Raw genomic sequence first — 23,407 nt, forward strand, 5'->3', positions numbered from 1 at the left:
ATAACTAAGGAGGGAAAAGGGTGTTTTTTCGAAGGTTTTCTTTACTTCTATATGCTTTGCTCATCATCATTCCAATGATCGTTGTTGTGCTGACATCGATTAAGACGAGACAGGAAACATTCAGAAACCCGCTCGGCCTTCCTGAAGGCGGTATTGATTTCACCAATTACGTTTCCATTTTCGAAGAACAGACAATGGCCGGTTATTTCGTCAACAGCACCATTGTCACGCTGTTTTCTGTAACGTTCACTCTGCTTTTCGCTTCGATGATTGCTTATGGCATTACACGCCTCAATAACTGGTTGGGCAACGTGATTTTCGGCTTGTTCACACTCGGCATGATGGTTCCTGCACAAGTCAGCATGGTGCCGTTGTATTCATTGATGCTGAACCTCGGCTTAACAAACAGCCTGCTCGGCTTGATCCTTGTGAATATAGCCGTGACGTTGCCGATTGCCGTCTTCATATTGACCGGCTTCATGAAGACCTTGCCAAAAGAGCTGTATGAAGCGTCCACAATTGACGGCGCAGGAAACTGGAAAATATTCACGAAAATAGTGATTCCGCTATCACTGCCGTCTTTATCGGCCACGGCGATTTTTCTTTTTGTTATGCATTGGAACGATTTGCTTTATCCTCTGTTATTCATCACGGATAATGCCTATAAGACGTTGCCACTTGCGCTTCTGGAATTCCAGGGCCAATATTCCACCAACTACCCGATGCTTTTCACTGGTGTCGTCATTGCTTCGGCACCGATGGTCATCGCCTACATCTTCCTGCAGCGTTTCTTCGTTGCAGGCATGACAGCAGGGGCTGTGAAGGGGTAAATTAAAATAAAAAAAGGCTGCTGTTTCGACTCTTAATGAGTGAAACAGCAGCCTTTTTTATTACCAAAGCATCGGTTTGTCGACCATGAACCACAGCATCAGCATCAGCAGAAAAATGTAGATCCACAGCGAGCGATTCAATTTCCGGACCAGTTGCAACTGGTCTTCCTGTACGTCGTCGAATTTCCTCAAGACAGGCGTAAACGCCCGTGCCAGAAAAAAGACGGAGCCCAGCATGACAGCAAGCGTCAAGACGATCCAGGACGCTGTCCATGACCAGGAACTTTGCCAAATGAGCAGGACACCTGTCGTTACAAGCAAATGGCCTGCATGCTTGACCAGACGCGTCGCTGATTTGAATGTGGCAATATGGGTCCGTAAAACTGCACCCTCTGCAATTGCCATCTTTTTGACCATCGGAACGAGGACGAAAAATGGACCGATCGACAAAACCGCGCTCATTATATGTGCGTACAGAATGGCTGTATACATACGATTGTCACTCAGTTACAGCGCTGAACTCATGAACCCAAACTTTCATTTCGGGCAGCCACGGCATTCCGGGATGGAACGATAAGATGGATTGTTTGTAATCCTCCACACTCGCATAGCCCTCCTGTCGTGCCGCTTCATCGGTTAAATCACCAAGTTCCTGTTGATACACGCGATCCACTTGAAAATTACGGCCGTCAAGCACCATGATTTCGCCTATATCTGCGTAGCGTCCATTTCGGCGAGTGGCTGTCTTTTGGCCAGCCAGCACTTTTTCAATATCTTTTTTATTTGTCACCAGTTTTTCAATACTGCACGTTTTGGGCGGCAGTTCGTTTTGGTTCTGTGTTGTCAATTACATCCCGCCTTTCCTTTTGTTTTGTTTTCTCTACCAGTACCAGTATAAACGCTGTGGCCAGCTGATAGGGGCTTTTCAGCAAAAAACTGCCCCAAAAACCGCATTCCGGCTTTTGGGGCAGTTTAAATGCTATTTCGCGAAATGATGCTTACCGATTGTCTTAATGACGGAACGTGTATAAATCCAGGTATCCGTTACACCAGCCGGGTTGTAATAATACGTGGCACCCGACGAAGGATCCCAGCCCCGCATCGCTTCTTTCACTGCCCGGTAAGCTGAAGCGTTGGGTGTTAACCCATACTGGCCATCGTTTACTGCAGTAAATGCGTTTCGTTGAAAAATCACATGGTAGGTCGAATTGGGAAATTCGGGTGATTGAACGCGGTTCAGGATGACTGCCGCCACCGCTACTTGCCCTTCGAAACTTTCTCCACGCGCTTCCCCATGCACCACATGCGCCATCATCTCTGCCCGGTCAAGTGCATTTCTTGTCAATTCGCCTGTATAACCGGTAGACGGAACGCCAAAGTCGTGCTGGAAACGGGAAACTGCCTGCTTCGTGACAGGCCCATAATAGCCTGTGGGTGCAACATCGAAATACCCCAATTTTTGCAGTGTATACTGCAATTCCGTAACTCCCTGCCCTGTAGAACCGACTTGGAAATCAGCTGCATGCGCTTCCGCTTCAGTTGAGAAAAAACTGAATACCACTGCCAATCCCAATAAAAATCCTGAGAACATCATTTTTGTCCTATTCATCTTCCCTCTCCTTTCTCTTTAGAATCCATTTCTGATTCTTCTCTTCAGTATAAATTTAGAATAATAAGATTTATATCCGTCAGACCTACTTTATTTTCCAAAAATAAAAGTATAAAAGTAAGGTTTAACCTTTTATTATAGGTATACACTGATCTTTTGGTATTTTTATTAGGTATAAAGATTCAGCATTTTAACAAAAAAGGATTTCAAGCAGCTAAAAGCGAATAGAAACACTAAAGGACGAGACAGTTTAGGAGGGAAGTCTGTGTTTATCCAGCAGCCATTTGATGAATTTTTGGAAATGAAATATGAGCGCACTACCGAAAACAGCGTAAAAGTGCAGTTGCCGATCAAAGAACTTTATGTTGATAACGGCGGACTTATACACGGCGGCATCATTTCAACACTGGCCGAAGTGGCGTTGTGCAATACTGTCGCACCTGATGAACAAGGGCGCCAACAGGCGGTGACAGTCGACTTGAATGTCACTTTTCTCAAAAGCAGCAATTCTTCTTTGCTGACCGCACGTGCGTTTGCCGTCAAGGAAGGGCAAAACCTGATCCATGCCGACTGCCTGATTTATGACGATGAAGATCACGTGATCGCCAAAGCAAAGGCTGTGCTGTTCAATAAATAGCCGGGCATAAAAAAAGACCCGGAAGCAGGAGCTTCCGAATCTCTCACTTTCTGTCCAGGGATTCACCGTCCATTTCCCTGAAAACAATCACTGTTGCACTTCATAATGCATTTGTGCAAACTGCCCATACCGCTTGACGCTTTTCAACGTGAAATCGATTTCAAATTCCAACTCCTGAAACAATGGAATGCCCTTGCCAATCACTACAGGTGCAATGGAGATGATGAACTCATCCACCAATTTTCTCTTCAGAAACTCATGCAGGAGTTGGCTGCCTCCAACCAGCCAGATATTTTCTCCGTCCTGTCTTTTCAACTTGTCCGCAAACAACGCAATGTCTTCATTGACAAAACGAACATGGCTTTCCGGTTCTCCGGGAGTACGGGTGAATACATAACAGGTTTGTTCCTTATACGGAAACTCTCCTTCCCTCTCCACCACCCAATCATACGTCCGCTTTCCACAGATGATGGTGTCGATCGTTTCCATAAATTCGGCATAACCCGCGTCGCCCTCCCCTTCCGTCTTCATCAACCAATCAAGAGAATCGTCCGGTGTGGCAATGTACCCGTCCAAACTCGCAGCAATATAGCAGATTATTTTTCGGCTGCTGTCCATTTCTGTTTCCGGCTCCTTTCTTTATTCATCTGATCAAAGCATTTAGACCTCTTTCTATTATTCTGATAAAGTGAAGAAAACAGATTTCCTGGAGGGATTATATGCAAACAATTGTGATTGTGTCCGATACCCATATTCCCGCACGTGCAAAAAAACTGCCTCGCGCTTTAACAGAGGCATGCGAAAAGGCTGACTTCATCATTCATGCCGGAGATTGGCAACACATGGATGTGTACCATGAACTATCCGCTTATGCTGAAACAGATGGTGTGACGGGAAATGTGGATCCCTGGGACATCCTGGACCGCTTTGGGCAAAAGAAAACATTCACTTTCGGTGACTTGAAAATCGGCGTCATCCATGGCGATGGCACCCGGAAGACGACAGAGCAGCGTGCTTTTGAAGCGTTCGCGGAAGAGGATGTGGATATTATCGTTTTTGGACATTCACATACCCCTGTCATGCGGGACGCAGAAGGAATCACACTCTTTAATCCCGGTTCACCAACTGACAAGCGGCGGCAGGATCAATACTCATTTGGCATACTTGAAATTGACGAAACATGGCAGTTGAAGCATGTGTTTTTTGACAAAGAAGATTGAACACTTCCAAAAACCGGATTGCCGTTCATTGGCGACCCGGTTTTTCACTGCATTCCTGTATCAGCACAAATCCCAGCTTTTTTAATGCCGTTTCAAGGTTCGCTTCGATCAACACCCCTTTTAAGGCAGCTGCAAAATGCGGAACCTTTAATGCCATAAAAGGCTGAATACCGGTAATCACCGGTGTTATGCCGATAACTTTCAGGATATTGACCAGCTTCAACAAGTATTCCCCAACGGCAGAGTTAATCTGGGATACGCCCGATACATCAATGATCAGGTACTCCATTGTATCTTCCTGACTTTTGTTCAGTACATGATTGATAATCGCCTTTGCGCGCGAAGCCGTTATTTCCCCGATCACCGGCAGGATAAAAACACCTTTTGTCACCGGCACAAGCGGCGCTGATAATGATTCGATCTGTTCGTTCGCCTTTTCCAGTTCCAGCACGTAGGTCAACAAGGAAGACATCATCGCAAACAGGTGAACATGTTCTTCCGTGAACTTGAACGATTGCCGGTTCAAGCCGCAGAGGGTCCCGAAAATTTCATTGTTTCCATAATAGATCGGAACTCCAATAAACGCCCCTTCCTGAATCTCTGGCATCGTGTCCAAAGCAAGTGTTTGTTGAGCATTTGAAAAATCCGGGATGACCAATGTGTCGTGACTGTAGTGCAGCGTTAAATTGCATAAAACCTTCAAAAGCTCTTTTTCGATCGTCGTTTCTTCTGCTGCACAATAGACGTGAACCAGCCGGTTTTCCTGCCCCTCATTCTGCGCAATCCATAAAGTGTGAACATCCATCTGCTTGCCGATCATTTGCAGAATATGCTCGGCGGCTCCCGCGAAATCCCGGAACCCCTTCGCTTTCTGCGGTTCTTTTAAATTCATCCAACATCCCCCCGCCACCGCTGTATCCGTTCTCTTTTCTTCTATAAAAGATACTATTAAATTCTAAATATTGCAATTATTTATCAAAAAAAGCCGATTCTATAGAGAATCAGCTTTTCTGGAAAAGTTATTTTCTAAAGAACCGCCACATTTTTCATGTAGAAATTCTGCCATCTTTTCGTAGTCCCCTCTGGAAATGAGCGTCATTTCCATTTGGCTTCCGTCTGTCAAAAAACAAGAGATACTGGCGTTTCCAGAAGTTCTTGCTTCTATATAATCGATTTTGTTGTAATGGACAGATACACAGAAGTCTTCCTTTTCAGCAGTTTTGGCGAAAAAAATCAACCGATTCTCCGCTGCAGCCAACAGCCCCTTCACTCCTTTGACGTTTTCGATGTGTGTGGTATGGAAAAGTCCAAACACCCAATAGCGAAACGGGAAGTGAGGCATCTTCTTTTTCAAATCCTCTGCCAGACGGGCTGGATGTGTCATAAGGAAAACCTCCTCTACTCTTTGTCTTTATTATACAGGTAATTATGTTGTGATAATATTTAGTTTCCGTAACAATTATTTCAGTAATTTGGAAAACGGGTTCAGGGACATCACAAAAAGGGTATGGCTCTATAAAAGAACTGAGGAGGGAACCCGATGAGCCAGCCAACCAATACATTCGACATTAACTTATTGGAACAATCCGATACAGCCATATACTTTACATGGACAAAAACCGGCGATACCTGCCGTGTGATCCGGGACGAAACAGTCATTTACACCGGAACTCACAATGCAGTCAAAGATGAAAACCTGGAGAGAGGCGAATTCTATACGTATACTATTGAACGCCTTGATCAGGAAGAAAAAGTGGTTGACCGCATAAAAATGCAGACCGGCACAGAAAATAAGGAACATAACCATTTAAATCGATTGCAGGCGATCACCGTCACCGCCATTGTGTCGGAAAATAGAATATCACTGGCGTGGGGAGAAATCCAGGGAGTCGAAGAATATGAGATTTACCGGGAAGGAGAACTCGTTGACACCGTCACTGCAACGCAATATACCGACCGCAACGTTCCCATGGACCAATCCTATACATTTTGGATCCGCTGCAAGCGTCCTTTGCCGGATTCGGAAGAGAATTTCGGGGAAGAAAAATTCATCGCCGCCCGTTTATTTGGTCTCTTCAACAGGCGCCCTTCCCGCAGTGAACCGGCCATGGAGGATTTTTGGCTGACCAAGAAAATCGGCCGATTGGACCGGTTACTGGTGGATCGGCATCAGGCACAGGATCGGCCTCAATTTTCAAAATGGTATTTCCGATACATGACTTTTCTGCCCGACCGCATAATTCAAAACCCGAACATGCTTTCACCAAACCGATATTTCTCAGGTGATGACCGGTCATTTGATCCGGAAGCGAAGCGGTACCGTACGCAAGTTGAATTTTCCATTGAGCTCAATGACAAAAGTGCAATCTGCGAATTCCACAAAGATATCGGCACCAGTGTCGCTTATAATTGGCGCAGGAAATTCCGTAAAGCGGATGTGGCTTCGACCGAAGGAATTCATTTTGAAGAAGTGAGAGAAAACGACAGAACCGCTACCGTTTTTTATACACATAAAGTCGGAAATCCCATCACTACAGCTCCGGATATCAGTTACGAAGTATCGGCGGTGTTCTATCACAATGGAACGTACGATATTTCCGGCATCCATGATCAATCGCCGAATCATGAGGTGTACTTGAAAGACGGAGCAAGTGAAGAATGGGAGATGATCCACGAAGCAGAAAGCAAAGGACTCGCCTGGATGGCCGGCCCCATCGCTCGGCAATACTGGCGCATCTCAAATTTCGAATAACGCAAAAGCATACAAAAAGACCCGAAACAGTCAACTGTTTCGGATCTTTTTATTTGTCCAGGAATCTTTTGCGGATATGTGGTGGCGGCAGCATGCAGCTGTCCAGCTTTCCAAACACTTTGTAGCGGTTCCTTGCCACTGTGTCATAGACGGCGTCGCGAAGTGGCCGAGGAAATGACTTCAGATAAAACGCCAGTTTCCACAAGCCCGTCAAATGATGGGAAATCCGAATGGCGCCATCTGATTTTACATACGCTTTACCATCCTGGATCAGCACCAGACTGTCCACATCATCCGGAATTTCATGTTTTTTCCGAAGCTCTTCCCCTATCTCACTTTGCAGCGAAGCAAACTGATAATAGCCGGCCGGATCATGATTTATGATGAACTGGACGCTGGCGTCGCAGAAATTACAGTCTCCATCAAACAGCACAATTGCATGTTCCATAATCGTTCCTCCTCTATCTAGTAATCCTTATTTTGTTTAAATAACCTTTTTCCGCTTTCTTGAAACAAAGCAGCTTCAAGGTATTTTATTTCCCGGGAAATAGCCGTCTTCTTCCTGAAAAACTGCACCGTACTTGTCAAACCTGATTAACAAGCAGGGTGCAGTTTTCTCCAGGGGTCAGCTTCCTTTTTCGTCCTCATAAAAGTCTTCCATTTCTTCGTCGTCTCCCGGCTGGTCTTGAGGACCGTCTGATGAACCGTAATCTTCCACGTCCATAAAACTGTCCCGATCGTCCCGCAACGTTTTGTCTTCTTTTACAACCGGCTGATCCGTCGAGTCGCGCAGGATGTCTTCTTCTCCGGGACGCGTCGTCAGATCCACTTCCTGATCGGCATGATCGATGCAGGTAAGCGCTGTCGGCAGGGCTTCTAAGCGCTCAAAGGGGATTTCTTTTCCGCACACTGTACATTTTCCGTAGGTACCGTCTTCTATAGCCGCAAGCGCAGCTTTGATATCTCCCAGTTCATCTTCTTTGAATTGAGTCAATGCCATGCCGCGTTCCTGATCGTACAAGTCCGTCGCATTATCTGCTGGGTGATTATCGTAATTGGATAATTCGTTTGTATCGAATTCCTCGGTATGTTCCACGCGTTCTTCCAAAGAACTCAATTGCTGCTCCAATTCATTTTTCAATTGTTTCAGTTGTTCATCAGTCATCCTGATTCCTCCTCAATAAAACCTGCTTGTTCTGTATATTTCCTTTTTTGGACAAATCAAACCTGGAATCGATATGCGTTTGCTGCTGCAGAGAACGGCAACTCATGCCAGTCACGGGTTTACGCCCGCTTTGGAAGGGTACTGTCTAAAGAGGAATATTACAGAGGAGATGAATCAAATGAAGGTGAAGACTCCCATCCCCAAAGCCAAGGAACTGGACAGCACATTATCACTTATCAATGAAGGCTTCGACTTTCTTCCAAGCCGCCGCAAAGAACTGAAATCCGATATATTCGAAACCCGCTTACTCGGACAAAAAGCCGTCTGCATAGCCGGAGAAAAAGCGGCAGCCGTCTTCTATGACAATAAATACTTTAAACGCAAAGGAGCCGCTCCGAAACCATTGAAGAAAACCTTGTTCGGCGAAGGCGGTGTCCATGTCAGAGACGGAGAAGACCATCACCATCAAAAACGGATGTTCCTTTCCATGATGACACCGGAACGGCTGGAAGAAGTCAAACGCATGGCCATACAGGAACTGGATGCCAAAGTGGATCAATGGGAAACGCAGGATGAAGTCATCCTTCTCGACGAGCTGGAAGAGGTACTGTCACGGGCCGTCATGCACTGGGCAGGATTGCCTTTCAAAGAAAGCGACGTCAAACAGCGTACACAGGAACTGGTCGCCATGGTTGACTCTTTCGGTGGTTCCGTGAACCGCCTGAAAGAAGGGGCCAAAGCGCGCAAAAGCCACGAAGAGTGGTTGGAAGGCATCATCAAGGAAATTCGCTCCGGTGTCTATAACCCACCGCCTTATACCGCCGCCTATATTGTGGCACATCAAAAAACGCCTGAAGGGAAACTATTGGACCTTCATACCGCAGCAGTTGATTTGAATAATGCCTACCGTCCGATGATTGCCACCGCTTATCTCATCGTCTTTGGAGCGATGGCACTTCACCAATATCCGGAAACAAAGGCAAAAATGCAGGCGGATGAAGACAACTACAGCCATATGTTCGCTCAGGAAGTCCGCCGCTATTACCCATTTGCGCCCGCCATGGCGGCAAAAGTGAAGAAAGACTTTGTTTGGCACGGCTATCATTTCAAAAAGAACATGCTGGTCATACTGGATCTTTACGGCACGAACCGGCATCCGGACTCATGGGATCGTCCAGAGGAGTTTGTTCCCGAACGGTTCCAGAATTGGAAAGGCAGCCCGTTCTCTTTTATCCCTCAAGGAGGCGGCGATCATCACATGGGTCATCGTTGCGCCGGTGAATGGATGACGGTCATGGTTATGCAGTCTTTCTTTAAGTATCTGGCCACCAACATCCGTTACACAGTGCCCGATCAGGATTTGACATACGATATGGCCCGCATGCCGACCATGCCAAAAAGCCACTTTGTCATCCGCGATGTCCAAAAACTGAGAGCCCGCCCCGACAACGTCCTGTTCCATGAACAAAGCCAGACAGTCGTACAATCACGTGTCCATTGATAAATAGAGAAAGCCGGTTTCCTATTTGGGGAAACCGGCTTTTTTACGTGGCTAGACTTTCAATTCATCATGCATGTCAGCAGACTTTTCGATTTGAATAGTCGTATGTTCGATTTTGTAACGGTTATGGATCAGCGCAATGGCCTGGCTGAGCAGCTCCTGCTCGTCAGCTTCGTTCTCAGCCTTCATATGGCACGTGAACAGATCAAGCCCCGACGTAATGGTCCAGATATGCAGGTCGTGGACTTCCACGACACCGTCAATTTCTTCCAACAGCAATTTCACTTCTTTCGGATCGATGGTCGGCGGCGTTCCTTCCATCAGAATGTGGATGCTGTTCTGAAGAATGCCCCAGGCGCTTTTCAAAATCAGCAGCGCCACGAACACAGAAATAATCGGGTCTGCAATGTTCCAGCCGAACCACAGAATCAGCAAGCCCGCCACAATCGCACCGACTGAACCCAAAGCATCACCGATAATATGCAGATAAGCACTTTTCATATTAAGATTTTCATGGACATCCGCTTTCCGGTTCAATACCCAGGCGCTCAGCAAGTTTGCCAGCAGGCCAATGGCGGCAATGAGCAGCATCAGGCTTCCCTGCACTTCAGGCGGCGCGTAAAACCGCTCAATGGCTTCATAGACGATGAAGCCGGCCATGGCGAACAACGTGATGCCATTAAAGAAAGCCGCAATGATTTCGAATCGGTAATAGCCATAGGTTTTCCGCGCAGACGCAGCTTTTCCTGCAAACCAAATCGCCGACAGGCTGAGAGCCAGTGATACAGTATCAGACAGCATATGGCCGCTGTCGGCGATCAATGCCAGACTGTTTGTGAGAAGGCCGCCGAAAAATTCCAGCAGCATGATACCTGCTGTGATGGCAAGGGCCACGACAAGCGCTTTCCTGTTTCCTTCCCGGGCAGCTTCAAAATGGCTGTGATCGTGTCCCATTCCACAAGCTCCTTTCTCTTGAAAACAGTCTAACAAAAAACGCAATTGACAGCGCCGCGGAAGTCTTATACGATAAGTGAGGAAAATAAATAACCCGGCGACGGGAGAGGTTCATAGCATTTCACCCTCTATAAAAAACTATGGATTTTGAAGCTCAGCCAAATCCACATGCGATTTGGCTTTTTCTTTTGTCCGTTTTTTATAGGCTCTCTCCAGCCGGCATTTTTAAGGAGGCCTATCTTTATGGCAGGAAGAAACGAAGACACATTGGATCATTTAACATTGCTCGGCAATCAGGACACAAAATATAAATACGCATACGCTCCGGAAGTTCTGGAGGCAATTGATAATATGCATACCCGCGATTATTTCGTGAAATTCAACAATCCCGAATTCACGTCCCTTTGTCCACAGACCGGCCAGCCGGATTTTGCTACGATTTACCTGAGCTTTATCCCTGATAAAAAATTGGTGGAGAGCAAATCGCTGAAATTGTATTTCTTCAGTTTCCGCAACCATGGAGATTTCCATGAAGACGTGGTCAATATCATCATGAATGACCTGATCGATTTGCTAGATCCCCGCTATATCGAAGTCTGGGGCAAATTCACACCGCGCGGCGGCTTGTCGATCGATCCTTACACCAATTACGGCAAACCAGGCACAAAATACGAAGAAATGGCATCGTACCGGATGATGAATCACGACATGAATCCCGAAACGATCACCAATCGGTAAGGAGGGAAAAACATGTTGCTTTATTTGAATGGTGCCTTTGTCGGCCTTTTGATTTTATCAAACATCCTGGCCGTCAAACTTTTCAGCATCGGTCCATGGGCTGTATTGCCGGCCGCCGTCATCGTCTACGTTTTTACGTTCCCAATCACGGATACCATTGCAGAAGTATACGGAAAAGAAGCGGCGCGTCAAACCGTATGGGCCGGTTTCATCACCCAGCTTTGTGCACTGCTGTTCATCTATTTTGCCATCCGTTTGCCTGCTGCCCCTTTTTTCGGTGACCAGGCATCCTTTGAAACGATCTTTTCTGCCGGCTTCCGTGTGACACTCGCAAGCCTCGTGTCTTATTTTATCAGCCAGCATCTGGACGTAACGATTTTCCACAAATTAAAACAGCGTCATGGCAATTCCAAATTGTGGATCCGAAACAACGCTTCCACCATGGTCAGCCAATTGGTGGATACGACGCTTTTTATCGCCATCGCTTTTTACGGCACTCTGCCGACCGGCGCATTGCTTGGCATGATCGTGACACAGTACCTCTTTAAATGGGTAGTGGCCGGCGCGGATACACCGCTTGTCTACTTGCTCGTCAAACTGTGCAGACGCAGACAGCACTCAACTGAACAAGTTTATGGATAAACGAAACAGGCCGGAAGCGAAGAGCTTCCGGCCTTTCCTATTAAGAATTTTTACAGTTTTATGCTTTGTGTCTTTGCTGGTTGTTTTGTACGGCCCGGTATTTTCGTCAGGACCAAGTCAGCAATAATGGGCAAATGATCAGACACCGCTGTTTCGATCGCTTCTGCCTGACTGACTTCAAACCCGTCATCCGTGAAGACATAATCAATTCTTGTCGCCGGTCTGAAAATCTCTCTGGTATCCTGATTGACGTAAGGGGAGGGATACGTATAAGCATCACCTTTTTTCACTTTCAGGAAAGCATCCTGAAAGTGGTGCTTTATCCTGCTCATTTCCTCATGCCTTGGTGGCGCATTAAAATCTCCTGTAACGATGCGGGGAAACCGGCTCTTCCCTGAAATTTCGAGAAGCTCTAAAACACTGACTTTCAATTCTTCATCTTTCAACGAAAAATGGGTATTGAAAAAACTGATATAAGTTCCCTTGATGTCGACCACCGTTTCCAGAATTCCTCTCGGCTCATTATTGCCAATCGGAGCAATAACTTGCGTCAACTTATGATTTTCCGCATACCTGATTGGATATTTACTCAATACCGCATTGCCGTATTGTGCGATCGGCCGTTCCAACTCTTCGGATTCCACGTTCAGATTGGCACCGAATGCCGCATACATCCCCAGCCTCTTACTCAGCCAGTCGACCTGGTCAATAAAAGAACTGCGCGCTGAAAAAAAACGATCCACTTCTTGTAAGCCTATGATCTCCACTTCCGATTCCTCGATGACACGGGCAGTTTTCTCCAAATCCACTACTCCATCCATTCCTAATCCGTGGGCGATGTTAAACGACATTACTCTTACAGCTATATTGACGGGATCTTCGTTCTCAGACACTCGAACCTCTCCTTTTTGATCGAAACCATTCGGCTTCTTTCTTTGTCACCCCGAGTATAACAAAGAAATACAAGAAATGTTGTTGAGTTTATGTAAAGTTTTATTTCAAGTCCAAAATCAGCTCCATGTCAGCCAAGACCGGAAAATGATCCGAAACGTCTGTGGGAAGTACAGCTACCAGCTTTGTTGACCAATGCTTATCGGAGAGGATGTAATCGAGACGGTTTCCTTTTTCCGCATCCCGACTATAGGTTGTCGGGTAATGCATGTTCCGCGGAAGGGCTGGATTGAAATGGGAAAAGAGGCGCTCCATCGGCGGCTCATCAATTGTCATATTAAAATCTCCCACAATAATGGACGGTACCTCCAATTGCTCTGTAATGGCAATCAAGGTGTCCACCCCTAAATGCTGTTCCTGCTCATCCAATGAAAAATGGGTATTCAAAAAAGCGATTGTCGTACCTTCAATATTTATGATCGTTTCCAATACACCCCGCTGTTCATTTCCACTTTGTTCGTTCGGCACACTGGCCAAGAGGTGATTTTGACAGGAAACAATCGGATGTTTACTGAAAACTGCGTTTCCATACTGACGGTTCGGCCGTCCCTCTTCAGTGGCAGGCAAGTCAATATTCGGACCGTATGCGGCATACATATCCAACTGCTCCGCCAGCCAGTTTACTTGGTCTGCAAAATGGCTGCGGCTGGAAAAATGGCGATCCACTTCCTGCAGTCCGATGATGTCGGCTTTTGCGTGGCCAAGCAGTTCAGCAGTCCCAGGCAAATCAATATGTCCTTCCATATCCCTGCCACTTCCGATGTTAAAGGTGACAACCCTAACGCTTCTGTCCGATTGCATCTTCTTCACCTCTCTTTTTTTGAGTATAATTCCCTTTTGTCCTTAATCAGAAACTAAAAAAAAGTGCACAACCAACGAATTGTGCACTTTTCAGCCTATTTTTTAAATCCGGTATAAATGTGCACTGCATCCCGTAAAAACTCGGCAGCTTTTGGATGCACTTTATTGTAATAGGCGGCGAACCGTTCGTCGTCCACATACATCTGCGCAAGTCCGGCATGCGCTTCTTTGCTATAGGATGGCCATGTAAAAGCCAGCCACTGCTTATGCAAATCCGCCGCTTTTTGTGCCGTTTCGCTTGAAGGATCGCCTGTTTCACAAGCCTCTCTTAACACAGCCAGCACTTCCTGCTCCAGCTGTGTAAATTGCCGGTATTGCTGCTCGTTCATATTCAGCATTCTGGCATTCGACTTGTCAACTTCTTCGTTGCCGTACTTTTCACGAATTTCTTGACCGTACTGCTGTTCATTGTCCTCTATCAGCTGTTGTTTAAAGCCCTCGAACTTTTCTTTATCCGCCATTGAACTCTTCCCTTCTGCTGCGGAAATGGTCTTTTCCACATTCATGATCAGGAGGTCCAGCTGCCGTCGCTTTTCAACCAGCTGCTGGCGATGTCTCTTTAACGCGTCGGCACCATCAAAAGCAGGGTCGGTGACTATTTTTTTGATGCTTTTCAAGTCCACCCCCAGTTCCCGGTAGAAAAGGATCTGCTGCAGTCGATCCACTTCGCGCTGCCCGTAAATCCGGTAACCTGAGGAATTTTTTCTGGCAGGCTTCAAAATTCCGATTTCATCGTAATACCGCAGCGTCCTTGTCGAGACGCCAGCCAGTTCCCCCAACTTCTGCACCGTATATTCCATGCGCTCACCTCCTGATAACTCCACTCTACACCTTCACGCAACGTCAATGTCAAACAGGAAATTCACGTTAACTGCTGTTCCGCAAATTCACGGTATAAGGAATGCTTCTCGATCAGTTCAGTATGGCTGCCAATGCCGGTGACATGTCCTTTTTCAATGAAAACGATCTTATCAGCATCTACAATGGTCGAAAGCCGATGGGCGATGACCAATGTGGTGCGCCCCTGCATCAGACGGCTCAACGCCTGTTGGACAATCCCTTCTGATTGACTGTCCAGACTGGCTGTCGCTTCGTCCATCATGAGAATTTTGGGATCGCGCAAAAATGCACGTGCAATGGCAATACGCTGCCGCTGCCCTCCGGACAACTTGACTCCCCGTTCGCCCACTTCCGTATCCAGGCCTTTTGGAAACGCTTTGATGAAATCTTCCGCGTAAGCCATACGCGCCACGGCCCAAAGCTCTTCGTCTTCAATGGTTTCGTTGCCAGGCAAGCCGTAGGTCAAATTCGCCCGGATGGTTCCACCCATCATGGCACTTTCCTGAGACACATAGCCGATTTGGTCACGCCAGGAAGCAATGGAAATATCCGAAATCGGTACACTGCCGATGGTAATTTCTCCAGAATCGGGTTCGTAAAAGCGTTCAAGTAAACCGAAGATGGTGGTTTTTCCGCCGCCGCTGGGGCCTGCAAAAGCAATCATTTCTCCCGGCTGTGCGGTAAACGAAATATGTTGAAGAACCGGCTGTTCCTGCTGATTATACGAAAACGTGACATCTTGCACTTGCAATGCCTTGCCTGTGATATCCATTTCAATTCCCGTATGCGATTCCTCAAGCGGCAACTCCAGTATTTCGATGATGCGCTCTGTCGCCCCTTTTGCTTTTTGCAGTTCTGTAAAAAACATGGCAAATGTCGTCATCGGCATGATGATCTGGAACAAGTACAACAAAAACGCCACGAGCGACCCCGTGGTCATCGTGCCTTCTGTCACACGAATCCCACCGTAGCCAATAATCGCCACAATCACAGCCATGATCACTACGTACATAAGCGGTGCAATCAAGGCATAAATTTTCGCTTCCCGCATACCGATGGTGAACAAACGGCTGATCCCGTTCAATCCTTTTTGCTGTTCGGCCAGTTCGGCGGTGGATGATTTCATCAAACGGATTTCGCTCAGCGTCTGCTGCACATTTCCTGTGAACAAAGCTGTCTCGTCTTGCAGATTCCGTGAGATTTTTGCCATCTGCCGGCCGAGCGGAATCATGATGGCGATAGTGACCGGCACAGCAAGCAGCATGATCAATGTCATTTTCCAGTCCATGATAAGCAATATAATGACCGCTCCGATAATGGAAATAATGCCCGTGATGAAATTCGGGAAATGATCGGTAATCAGATTCCGGACAATGCCGGTGTCATTGACCACCCGGCTGACTGTCTCACCACTTGAATGCTGATCGAAATAACTGACGCGCAACCGGATCAGCCGAAGCCACATCTTGTCACGCAGGCCCGCCACAATTCTTTGGCCCACCATGCTGAGCAAGTAAATCGAAGCACCATTGATGACCGCCTGTACAATAAAAGCGGCCGCAATGCCGATTATTAATGGAGTGCTTAACGAATCCACCGAAAAGCCATCCACCAAATTTCTTGTCAACAGTGGCACGACAAGCCCGACAAGCGTCGTTATCAAGCTCGCCAGCAATCCGAAGACCAGTGCCAGCTTCGGGATTTTCAAAGATAAAATGAGGGAAACGAACGGTTTCAAGCCGGTATTCTGTTGTTGTTCTTTCATAAAAAAGATCTCCTATCCATTGCAATTCGATTTAGACAGCTTTGATTTTCCGGTCACTCGGCAAAGCGAAACCGACCAACCCGATAATCGGCAGGAACGATACAATAATCATCGTCTGGTAAACGCCGATATAGTCCATCAACATACCAATGACCACACCGCCGATCGCACCCATGCCAAACGCCAGACCTACCGTCAGCCCGGCCATTGTACCGATTTTGCTCGGTACCAGCTCCTGTGCATAGACCACTGTCACCGAAAAGCTCAGCATGATGAAAAAGCCAATCAGCGCAAGAAGCATCAGCACTGCAAACAAAGGAACGTAAGGCAGGATAACAGCCAGCGGAATCGGAACGGCCAATGACAGCACAATGACATTCTTGCGGCCGATTTTATCGGCAAGCGGCCCGCCGAAAAAAGTTCCCACCGCACCTACACCAAGGAACAGAAAAATATACAGCTGGCCTTGCTGGATAGTCAGTCCGTACGATTCAATCAAATGAAAGATATAAAAGCTGGTCATATTCGTGACATAGAAAGACCGCGCAAAGATGATGACCAGCAAAAGTATCAACGCAACTCCCACTTGCTTTTTCGTCATCTCGGGCAAGGAGGACCGTATTACTTTCTTCACTTTGCTCAGTTTTTCCTTTTCCAATGTGTCTTTATACCATAACGAAATTTTCGACAACACGAAGATGCCGAAAGCCGCGACGAGCAAAAACAACGCAGCACCCTGCTGACCGAGCGGCACCAATATAAAAGCACCGATCAACGGAGCCAGCGCCTGGCCCGAGTTTCCTCCCACTTGATAAATCGACTGCGACAACCCTCTCTTTGAACCTGCCGCCATAAACGAAACACGGGAGCCTTCCGGATGGAATATGGCTGAACCGAGCCCAAGGAAAACCACTGATATGACAATCAGCCAGTATTCAGGGGCAAAAGCCAGGCCCGCAATGCCGATAAAAGAACTTGTCATCCCCAGCGGCAATGCAAAAGGCATCGGCTTTTTATCGCTGATAAAGCCAACAACCGGCTGAAGCACAGATGCGACGATATTCAAGGCAAAAGCAATCATGCCAAGCTGTGTAAAGGACAATCCCATATCCGCCTCGAGAATCGGGAAGATCGCGGGAACCACCGCCTGCAGCGTATCATTCAACAAATGGCAGCCGCCAATCGCCAACATGACGGGATAAACCGGATTTCCGGCTAACGAAGAAGAACTTATTGCTCTTGCCATTGTACTGCCTCCATTTATCAAATTTTTCAATCAATGATTCCATTATAGAACAATCGAACCCCAAACGAAAATACACCTGCGGAACATTTCCGCAGGTGTATTAATTAAGACATCTTCAATTGTTTCCAGTTCTCGAGCCGTCTGTCCAATACGAAATTGCCGAATGGGATGAATGCCACTGCCAATGCGCCGACCGTGAAACGGAACGGCCACTTTACCGCAAATGTCGCGTACAGAATGGCAAGACAATAAACCGTGAACAAGCCGCCGTGAATGGCTCCAACGACACTGACCGCTTCCGGAAAGCCGAAGAAGTATTTCAATGGCATGGCGATGAACAGCAAAACCAGCAGCGACCCGCCTTCCAGTATGCCCATAAAACGAAATTGCTTTAATGCGTTTTTCAATTTTTTCCCCTCGCTATCTATCATCCATTATAAAAGGAGAAATTTGGATTTCACAAGGGCAGTGGAGGCTATCAGGCAAAAAAGAAGACGGTCTTTCAAACTTCCGCCACATCTTTGATTACAGACGGAGGCTGCGGATCATGAAAAAGCCCAATGAACCGAAAATGATAACCAGGAACACCGGCAATGCCCATGTGCCGAGTGAATCTGCCTGGCCTTTGGCGATTTGCACTGAACTCCAGGTGAAATAAGAAAAAAAGACAAGAATTTCGTTTTTCAGCACATTGAGGAGCAGCTGTGAATTTTTGTATTGCTGCCTGACGTTTTGTTCTGTCAGATTTAAATAATTATGGACATGGGGCACTTTTTCAAGAAAATACAAACCGATCCACAGGGCGAGCCCCACAGCGAGCAGCAGGAAAATCGTCCAGCGCGGTCCCCAGCCATCCGCTTCGCCGCTTGCATCGAAATGCATCGGCACAGTTTCGGGAATCGATGGCCATTCGATAATGAGAAAAATGGTCGCTGCAAGAAATGAGAAAATACCGATCCAGTCAAATAGCCGTTCAAGAAACGTTTTTTCTATTTTGAATACTGGCTGCTTTTTTAGATTCATTGCAAGCTTCCCTTTCCTGACAAATCATCTACTTTAATTTTACGAACAATACTTTCAAATAATCGCCCGCTTTAAACTCTTTTTGCACACGGAAGTCAGATGGCAGCGTAAATTCCTCCACAATGCTGTATTTTTTCCCGAGGTCTTTGAATGCTTTATCGATGAATCCTTTAAATTTTTTCATGTCGAAAGAGGCACTGTTGGTCGAAGCGACAATAACACCGTTTTTTTCGGTAATGGCAATCGCCTGCTTCATCAGATCTGTATAATCTTTTGATGTGCTGAACGTGTATTTTTTGGAACGTGCAAAACTCGGCGGATCCAAAATCACCAAATCGAACGCCAATTCTTTGCGCTTGGCGTATTTGAAGTAATTAAAGACATCCATAACAAGGATATCCTGGCTTTCGTAATCGATGCCGTTGACGCTGAATTGTTCGATTGTCTTGCTGGAACTGCGTTTTGCCAAATCGACGCTGGTCGTCTTGACAGCACCGCCAAGCGCCGCGGCCACCGAAAAAGCGCCAGTGTACGAAAACGTGTTCAACACAGTCTTGCCTTTTGCGTACTTTTCTTTGATGGTGTTACGCACATCCCGCTGATCGAGGAAAATCCCCGTCATGGCCCCGTCATTCAAATAAACGGCAAAATTGACGCCATTTTCTTTGACGATGAGCGGGAATTCGCCGCGCTGTCCTGTAACAAAATCATCGTCATCAATGTATTGCCCTTTGGTGTCAAATCGCTTTTTCTCGTAAATCCCTTTCGCGTTTACCACTTGTTCAAGCGCCGCGACCACCAGTTCTTTAAACGTATAAATCCCTTCGCTGTACCAGCTGATCATATAGAAACCGTCAAAATAGTCAATGGTCAGGCCGCCGAAGCCGTCCCCTTCGCCATTGAAGACACGGAACGCCGTCGTCTCCGGATCGTCAAAATAAGTTTTCCGCCGCTGGACTGCAGCAGCCAGAATGCGTTCGATGAATGACTGATCGATTGCTTCCTCTGCGTCACGTGTCAGCACCCAGCCCAATCCCTTGTTCTGTTTGCCGTAATATCCTTTTGCCAAAAATCGGCCCCGTTTGTCCGTCAGATGCACAATCGCACCTTCCGTTTTCAAAGCTTCGCTGCTTTCCACCGCTTCTTTTGTAATCAGCGGATATCCTTTTGCATAAGCGCCTGCCATTTTGTCATTAATCTTTACTGTAACTTCCTGCTCCACAATTCCTCATCCTATCTGTTAAAGCTCATTTGTCATATAATAACTGTAATACAAAGCTTCTGGCAATACACCTGTTTCACGGCGAATAAAAGAGGAGGGAGAATGATGCAGAAACGATTTCATGTTTACCGCATTCTGTTGACCACCGGCGAATGGATTGAGGATGTGCGCATTGAAGGTCCACTCGAATACAATTTTCCGGGTGTGGCCGTCAGTTTCATGCCGGTGGAAAACCGAAATGGCAACACAATCGTTCTCAACATGTTCCACATCGTCAAAGCAGAGCTTTTGGAGATTGAAGAGGAAGAGGAATAGCAGGAAAGAGCCGTTTACGTTCACGCAAACGGCTCTTTTCTTTGCATTGCTGGCTTTAGTTGCGGTGATGCCTTACCTAGTGGCGTTCGATGAAAAGACGCTTTGCCACACGGCAAAACGTCTCCAGCTTCCTCTATTCCTGCTGTATCCAATCCCATGCCTCGTTCATCTGATCCGGTGCAAAATGCTTTGCTTTGATTCCCGGCAGGTAGTCACTCATGTCCGTCATGGTTTCGAGCCAGTTTTTCTCACTGATTACCGCCAGTTTGTGATACTGGCTCCACCGTTTGGCGTCGATTTTCATTTCTTCTGCCATCGCTTTTACTGTCGCTCCATCGATATCGTGCATGACGGCGTAGACATTAAACTTTTCCTTGTCAGAGAATTTTTCTTCGATGACACGATCCATTTTCTGCAGATCTTCTTTCGTTGCCTTGCCGTCAAACTCAATAGCGATGGTGTTGGTGTCTTTGCTGGGGATAAAAGACAGCATACCTTCCCTCCTCCTGAAATAATCGTTAGTTTCCTTATTCCCTTTCCGAGCGCCTGCAAACAGGATGGGTTTACTCTTAACGGCAGTACAGCGATATATTGTATAATCAACGCTTCCACGCGCTGTATTTTGGTGTATAATTAAAAAAACGTGCTCTATAGAAAGGGAGATTTGCCATGCCGGTTCCAACGGACCACTCGAAACCTGTACGCCTTACAGCGAAAGAAAGTGCTTTTTTGCAATTGCAGCAATGGATTATTGATGGAACTTTACAGCCTGGCGAAAAGTTGGCAGACACTGAACTGGCACAAGCTTTGAATTTGAGCAGAACGCCGATCCGTGAGGCGCTGCAGCTTTTGGAAGTGCAGGGATTTGTGGAGATGTTTCCGGGAAAAGCTACACGTGTAACGGAAGTGCCGAAAGACGACCTCAAAAACCTTCTTCCTCCGCTGGCTGTTTTGCAGGCATTATCCGGTGAACTGGCCATTCCGAATTTAACCGGAGAACATTTCGAACTGCTCGAGGAAACCAACCGTCGTTTTGCCGATGCCATCAAAAAAAACAACGATTTTGCGGCATTGAAAATCGATGAAGAGTTCCACCAGATCGTTGTGGATGCTGCCGACAACCCCTATATCAGCGTCATGCTTGGCCGTCTCCAAGCTCATGTCAGAAGGCAGTTCTATCACAATAAGCTCGTTCTGACGACACGGTCATGCGAGGAACACCAAGAAATCATTGAAGCTTTTAAAGAAAAAGACGCCGACAAAGTGGCCGCTCTGATGAAAGCCAATTGGGTCCGTACCGTTGACGAACTGACTTCAGCAGGGAAAATATAATTCAAAGAAGCTTGGGCCATATCTTTGCACCAAGGCCAGCAATGCAGGAGCAGTAGACTCTTCTCCCCTGTGTTTCTTCAATATATAAATAACTTCAAGATTACTCCGTTAAAAAAAGCTGTTCCGGAAAAGCAATGTGCTTTCCGGAACAGCTTTTTTATGAGAAGCCAGCCCATTTTGGACTGGCCTGTGTTTCTTGAATTATGCTTCGTTTGAAGCCGTCGTTGCGTGAACAGCTTTTCTGCTGCGTGCAATAAGTGTGGTAACCGCAATAACGACCAATGCCGGCATCGCCCATCCAAGCCCTTCATTGTAAAACGGCAGTACGGTTGCATAGAAATCGATGATGGACTGCAGCCATGACGAGTTGGCAACGCCAAGCGATCCAGTTAAAGTTTTCAAGCCATCAACGACAGCGACAAAGAAAGTCACCGTAATCGCCGAGACGTACACGCTACGATCGTGCTTGAACAGCGGAGACAAAAAGGCAAGAGCCATCAACACAATCGCCAACGGGTACAAGAACATCAATACCGGAATTGAATAAGTGATGATGTTTGACAATCCAGCATTGGCAACTACCAATGAGAACAGAGAGAAAATGACTACATACGTTTTGTAGCTGATTTTGGGTGTCAGCTTATGGAAAAACTCCGAGTTGGCCACGATCAAGCCGACTGCTGTCGTCAAACATGCCAGCGTGATGATGACGGCCAACAACAGCGCCCCGAAAGTTCCGAAATAATGGGAAGATGCCCCGCTCAACACGGGTCCTCCGTTATCCAAAAGACCAAGGGTGCCTGTACTTGTTGCCCCCAAGTAAGCAATGCCGGTATATGCCACCGCCAACAAAATTGCCGCGACAATCCCGCTTTTCAGTGTAGCCGACAAAATCCCTTTAGGCGAATGAACACCCAGTTTGCGGACAGCAGCGATGACAATAATGCCGAAAACCAAAGATGCCAAGGCATCCATTGTGTTGTATCCTTCAAAGAACCCGGTCATGAAGGCATTTTCTGCATATCCTCCCTGCGGAGTTCCCAGACTGCCCATTGGAGCAAACAAAGCAGCAACCAACAGGACGGCCAATGTCACCAAAATGGCTGGGGACAATAGTTTGCCGATGCTGTTGACCATTTTTGATGGATTTAACGACAGCAACATGGCGATTGCGAAAAAGATGATTGAAAATACGAGAAGTACGGTGCCCCAGGAACTTTCTGCGGCAAAAGGAGCAATCCCCACTTCGAATGCTACAGCTCCGGTTCTTGGAAGAGCAAAAAACGGTCCAATCGTCAAATACAGCAACGCCGTGAAAATGACACCGTAAACCGGATGCACGCGACTGGAGAGATCCTGCAAATCACTGCTTTTTGAGTAACCGATTGCCATGATGCCAAGAAGCGGCAATCCGACGCCGGTAATCAGGAATCCGACAATGCCGATCCATACTTCCGCTCCCGCATATTGACCCAATTGTGCTGGGAAAATCAAGTTCCCGGCACCGAAAAATAAGGCGAATAACATCATGCCGATAATACCGTATGATTTAAAAGAAATTTTGCTGTCCATCTGTTTTTCCTCCTGTTGTGTAAGGAATACTAGTTCCTTACTAAATATTTTTGATAAGATAATATTTCTAATATAGTATCTTAGTATTCTTAAAAACAGTATGCGATATATTGCATAAAGTAATAATACAATATTTTTAGGAAAACACAAGTGATTTCTTTCAAAATTTTAAAAAAATCTGTTTATTTCGTCTAACCGTTTTTTTAACTGTTTTTTTGAAATAACTTCCATG

28 protein-coding genes and 1 riboswitch are annotated in these 23,407 nt (G+C 46.6%); of the genes, 9 read left to right on the top strand and 19 right to left on the bottom strand.

Annotated elements, in window-relative coordinates; all coding sequences use genetic code 11:
• Positions 1 to 20 precede the first annotated feature (20 nt).
• Positions 21 to 830: a carbohydrate ABC transporter permease gene (locus tag EEX84_RS12750; RefSeq protein ID WP_240033980.1), complete on the top strand. Its 810-nt coding sequence runs from the start codon at positions 21 to 23 to the stop codon at positions 828 to 830.
• A gap of 60 nt (positions 831 to 890) precedes the next feature.
• Here the strand turns inward: EEX84_RS12750 and EEX84_RS12755 are convergent, their stop codons facing one another.
• From EEX84_RS12755 to EEX84_RS12765, 3 genes are all read right to left on the bottom strand, one after another.
• Positions 891 to 1,322, bottom strand: a complete 432-nt coding sequence (locus tag EEX84_RS12755; protein WP_123166040.1) for a hypothetical protein — start codon at positions 1,320 to 1,322, stop codon at positions 891 to 893.
• A gap of 7 nt (positions 1,323 to 1,329) precedes the next feature.
• Positions 1,330 to 1,677 carry an ASCH domain-containing protein gene (locus EEX84_RS12760; RefSeq protein WP_123166041.1) on the bottom strand — a complete coding sequence of 116 codons (348 nt, stop codon included), beginning with the start codon at positions 1,675 to 1,677 and terminating at the stop codon, positions 1,330 to 1,332.
• 132 nt (positions 1,678 to 1,809) lie between these two features.
• Positions 1,810 to 2,439, bottom strand: a complete 630-nt coding sequence (locus EEX84_RS12765; protein WP_240033981.1) for a cell wall hydrolase — start codon at positions 2,437 to 2,439, stop codon at positions 1,810 to 1,812.
• Between the two features lie 265 nt (positions 2,440 to 2,704).
• Here EEX84_RS12765 and EEX84_RS12770 point away from each other — a divergent pair, with 265 nt between their 5' ends.
• Positions 2,705 to 3,076 (top strand): PaaI family thioesterase, encoded by a 372-nt coding sequence (locus EEX84_RS12770; protein ID WP_240033982.1) that lies wholly within the window; start codon positions 2,705 to 2,707, stop codon positions 3,074 to 3,076.
• Positions 3,077 to 3,163: 87 nt separating this feature from the next.
• Here the strand turns inward: EEX84_RS12770 and EEX84_RS12775 are convergent, their stop codons facing one another.
• Positions 3,164 to 3,694 carry a dihydrofolate reductase family protein gene (locus EEX84_RS12775; protein ID WP_123166042.1) on the bottom strand — a complete coding sequence of 177 codons (531 nt, stop codon included), beginning with the start codon at positions 3,692 to 3,694 and terminating at the stop codon, positions 3,164 to 3,166.
• A 101-nt stretch (positions 3,695 to 3,795) separates the two neighbouring features.
• Here EEX84_RS12775 and EEX84_RS12780 point away from each other — a divergent pair, with 101 nt between their 5' ends.
• Complete coding sequence (locus tag EEX84_RS12780; protein WP_123166043.1) at positions 3,796 to 4,296, top strand: metallophosphoesterase family protein; 501 nt, start codon at positions 3,796 to 3,798, stop codon at positions 4,294 to 4,296.
• A 25-nt stretch (positions 4,297 to 4,321) separates the two neighbouring features.
• Here the strand turns inward: EEX84_RS12780 and EEX84_RS12785 are convergent, their stop codons facing one another.
• Both EEX84_RS12785 and EEX84_RS12790 read right to left on the bottom strand, forming a co-directional pair.
• A complete protein-coding gene (locus EEX84_RS12785; protein ID WP_123166044.1) occupies positions 4,322 to 5,188 on the bottom strand; it encodes an STAS domain-containing protein in 867 nt (288 codons plus the stop codon).
• 99 nt (positions 5,189 to 5,287) lie between these two features.
• Positions 5,288 to 5,680, bottom strand: a complete 393-nt coding sequence (locus EEX84_RS12790; protein ID WP_123166045.1) for a PH domain-containing protein — start codon at positions 5,678 to 5,680, stop codon at positions 5,288 to 5,290.
• Between the two features lie 156 nt (positions 5,681 to 5,836).
• Between EEX84_RS12790 and EEX84_RS12795 the strand changes: the two genes are divergently transcribed.
• Positions 5,837 to 7,048 carry a DUF3238 domain-containing protein gene (locus tag EEX84_RS12795; protein WP_123166046.1) on the top strand — a complete coding sequence of 404 codons (1,212 nt, stop codon included), beginning with the start codon at positions 5,837 to 5,839 and terminating at the stop codon, positions 7,046 to 7,048.
• A gap of 49 nt (positions 7,049 to 7,097) precedes the next feature.
• On the opposite strand, the gene EEX84_RS12800 is transcribed toward EEX84_RS12795, so the two are convergent.
• Together EEX84_RS12800 and EEX84_RS12805 are read right to left on the bottom strand one after the other, a co-directional pair.
• Positions 7,098 to 7,496: a thiol-disulfide oxidoreductase DCC family protein gene (locus EEX84_RS12800; RefSeq protein WP_123166047.1), complete on the bottom strand. Its 399-nt coding sequence runs from the start codon at positions 7,494 to 7,496 to the stop codon at positions 7,098 to 7,100.
• Positions 7,497 to 7,673: 177 nt separating this feature from the next.
• Entirely contained in the window at positions 7,674 to 8,213 is a 540-nt protein-coding gene (locus EEX84_RS12805; RefSeq protein WP_123166048.1) for a TraR/DksA C4-type zinc finger protein, read from the bottom strand.
• Between the two features lie 178 nt (positions 8,214 to 8,391).
• Between EEX84_RS12805 and EEX84_RS12810 the strand changes: the two genes are divergently transcribed.
• Positions 8,392 to 9,714 (top strand): cytochrome P450, encoded by a 1,323-nt coding sequence (locus EEX84_RS12810; RefSeq protein WP_123166049.1) that lies wholly within the window; start codon positions 8,392 to 8,394, stop codon positions 9,712 to 9,714.
• A 51-nt stretch (positions 9,715 to 9,765) separates the two neighbouring features.
• Here the strand turns inward: EEX84_RS12810 and EEX84_RS12815 are convergent, their stop codons facing one another.
• On the bottom strand, positions 9,766 to 10,668 hold the full coding sequence (locus tag EEX84_RS12815) for a cation diffusion facilitator family transporter (protein ID WP_123166050.1): 903 nt from the start codon (positions 10,666 to 10,668) through the stop codon (positions 9,766 to 9,768).
• Between the two features lie 100 nt (positions 10,669 to 10,768).
• Positions 10,769 to 10,816, top strand: a riboswitch (PreQ1 riboswitch).
• 95 nt (positions 10,817 to 10,911) lie between these two features.
• Here EEX84_RS12815 and queF point away from each other — a divergent pair.
• Together queF and EEX84_RS12825 are read left to right on the top strand one after the other, a co-directional pair.
• Positions 10,912 to 11,406 carry a preQ(1) synthase gene (queF, locus tag EEX84_RS12820; protein ID WP_123166051.1) on the top strand — a complete coding sequence of 165 codons (495 nt, stop codon included), beginning with the start codon at positions 10,912 to 10,914 and terminating at the stop codon, positions 11,404 to 11,406.
• A gap of 12 nt (positions 11,407 to 11,418) precedes the next feature.
• Positions 11,419 to 12,048 (top strand): queuosine precursor transporter, encoded by a 630-nt coding sequence (locus EEX84_RS12825; protein ID WP_123166052.1) that lies wholly within the window; start codon positions 11,419 to 11,421, stop codon positions 12,046 to 12,048.
• 50 nt (positions 12,049 to 12,098) lie between these two features.
• Here the strand turns inward: EEX84_RS12825 and EEX84_RS12830 are convergent, their stop codons facing one another.
• The 8 genes from EEX84_RS12830 to EEX84_RS12865 form a co-directional block, all read right to left on the bottom strand.
• On the bottom strand, positions 12,099 to 12,941 hold the full coding sequence (locus EEX84_RS12830) for an endonuclease/exonuclease/phosphatase family protein (protein ID WP_240033983.1): 843 nt from the start codon (positions 12,939 to 12,941) through the stop codon (positions 12,099 to 12,101).
• A gap of 100 nt (positions 12,942 to 13,041) precedes the next feature.
• The gene (locus tag EEX84_RS12835; protein WP_123166053.1) at positions 13,042 to 13,800 is read right to left on the bottom strand and encodes an endonuclease/exonuclease/phosphatase family protein; all 759 of its coding nucleotides are present in this window, start codon (positions 13,798 to 13,800) and stop codon (positions 13,042 to 13,044) included.
• A gap of 95 nt (positions 13,801 to 13,895) precedes the next feature.
• Positions 13,896 to 14,660 (bottom strand): MerR family transcriptional regulator, encoded by a 765-nt coding sequence (locus EEX84_RS12840; protein ID WP_123166054.1) that lies wholly within the window; start codon positions 14,658 to 14,660, stop codon positions 13,896 to 13,898.
• A gap of 62 nt (positions 14,661 to 14,722) precedes the next feature.
• Entirely contained in the window at positions 14,723 to 16,465 is a 1,743-nt protein-coding gene (locus tag EEX84_RS12845; protein WP_123166055.1) for an ABC transporter ATP-binding protein, read from the bottom strand.
• Between the two features lie 31 nt (positions 16,466 to 16,496).
• A complete protein-coding gene (locus EEX84_RS12850) occupies positions 16,497 to 17,711 on the bottom strand; it encodes an MFS transporter (protein ID WP_192892971.1) in 1,215 nt (404 codons plus the stop codon).
• A gap of 104 nt (positions 17,712 to 17,815) precedes the next feature.
• Positions 17,816 to 18,118 (bottom strand): DUF3817 domain-containing protein, encoded by a 303-nt coding sequence (locus tag EEX84_RS12855; RefSeq protein ID WP_275669736.1) that lies wholly within the window; start codon positions 18,116 to 18,118, stop codon positions 17,816 to 17,818.
• A gap of 118 nt (positions 18,119 to 18,236) precedes the next feature.
• Complete coding sequence (locus tag EEX84_RS12860) at positions 18,237 to 18,734, bottom strand: DUF1648 domain-containing protein (protein WP_123166057.1); 498 nt, start codon at positions 18,732 to 18,734, stop codon at positions 18,237 to 18,239.
• 28 nt (positions 18,735 to 18,762) lie between these two features.
• Positions 18,763 to 19,956: a class I SAM-dependent rRNA methyltransferase gene (locus tag EEX84_RS12865; protein WP_123166058.1), complete on the bottom strand. Its 1,194-nt coding sequence runs from the start codon at positions 19,954 to 19,956 to the stop codon at positions 18,763 to 18,765.
• A gap of 105 nt (positions 19,957 to 20,061) precedes the next feature.
• Between EEX84_RS12865 and EEX84_RS12870 the strand changes: the two genes are divergently transcribed.
• The gene (locus EEX84_RS12870) at positions 20,062 to 20,271 is read left to right on the top strand and encodes a hypothetical protein (protein WP_123166059.1); all 210 of its coding nucleotides are present in this window, start codon (positions 20,062 to 20,064) and stop codon (positions 20,269 to 20,271) included.
• A gap of 133 nt (positions 20,272 to 20,404) precedes the next feature.
• On the opposite strand, the gene EEX84_RS12875 is transcribed toward EEX84_RS12870, so the two are convergent.
• Entirely contained in the window at positions 20,405 to 20,764 is a 360-nt protein-coding gene (locus EEX84_RS12875) for a SpoIIAA family protein (RefSeq protein ID WP_123166060.1), read from the bottom strand.
• Positions 20,765 to 20,940: 176 nt separating this feature from the next.
• Here EEX84_RS12875 and EEX84_RS12880 point away from each other — a divergent pair, with 176 nt between their 5' ends.
• Positions 20,941 to 21,603 (top strand): GntR family transcriptional regulator, encoded by a 663-nt coding sequence (locus EEX84_RS12880; RefSeq protein WP_123166061.1) that lies wholly within the window; start codon positions 20,941 to 20,943, stop codon positions 21,601 to 21,603.
• Positions 21,604 to 21,804: 201 nt separating this feature from the next.
• Here EEX84_RS12880 and brnQ read toward each other — a convergent pair whose 3' ends face one another.
• Positions 21,805 to 23,175, bottom strand: coding sequence for a branched-chain amino acid transport system II carrier protein (gene brnQ / locus EEX84_RS12885; protein WP_123166062.1), 1,371 nt, complete (start codon positions 23,173 to 23,175; stop codon positions 21,805 to 21,807).
• Between the last annotated feature and the right edge of the window lie 232 nt (positions 23,176 to 23,407).

The sequence above is a fragment of the Planococcus salinus genome (genome assembly GCF_003719725.1).
Classification (GTDB): Bacteria; Bacillota; Bacilli; order Bacillales_A; family Planococcaceae; genus Planococcus; species Planococcus salinus.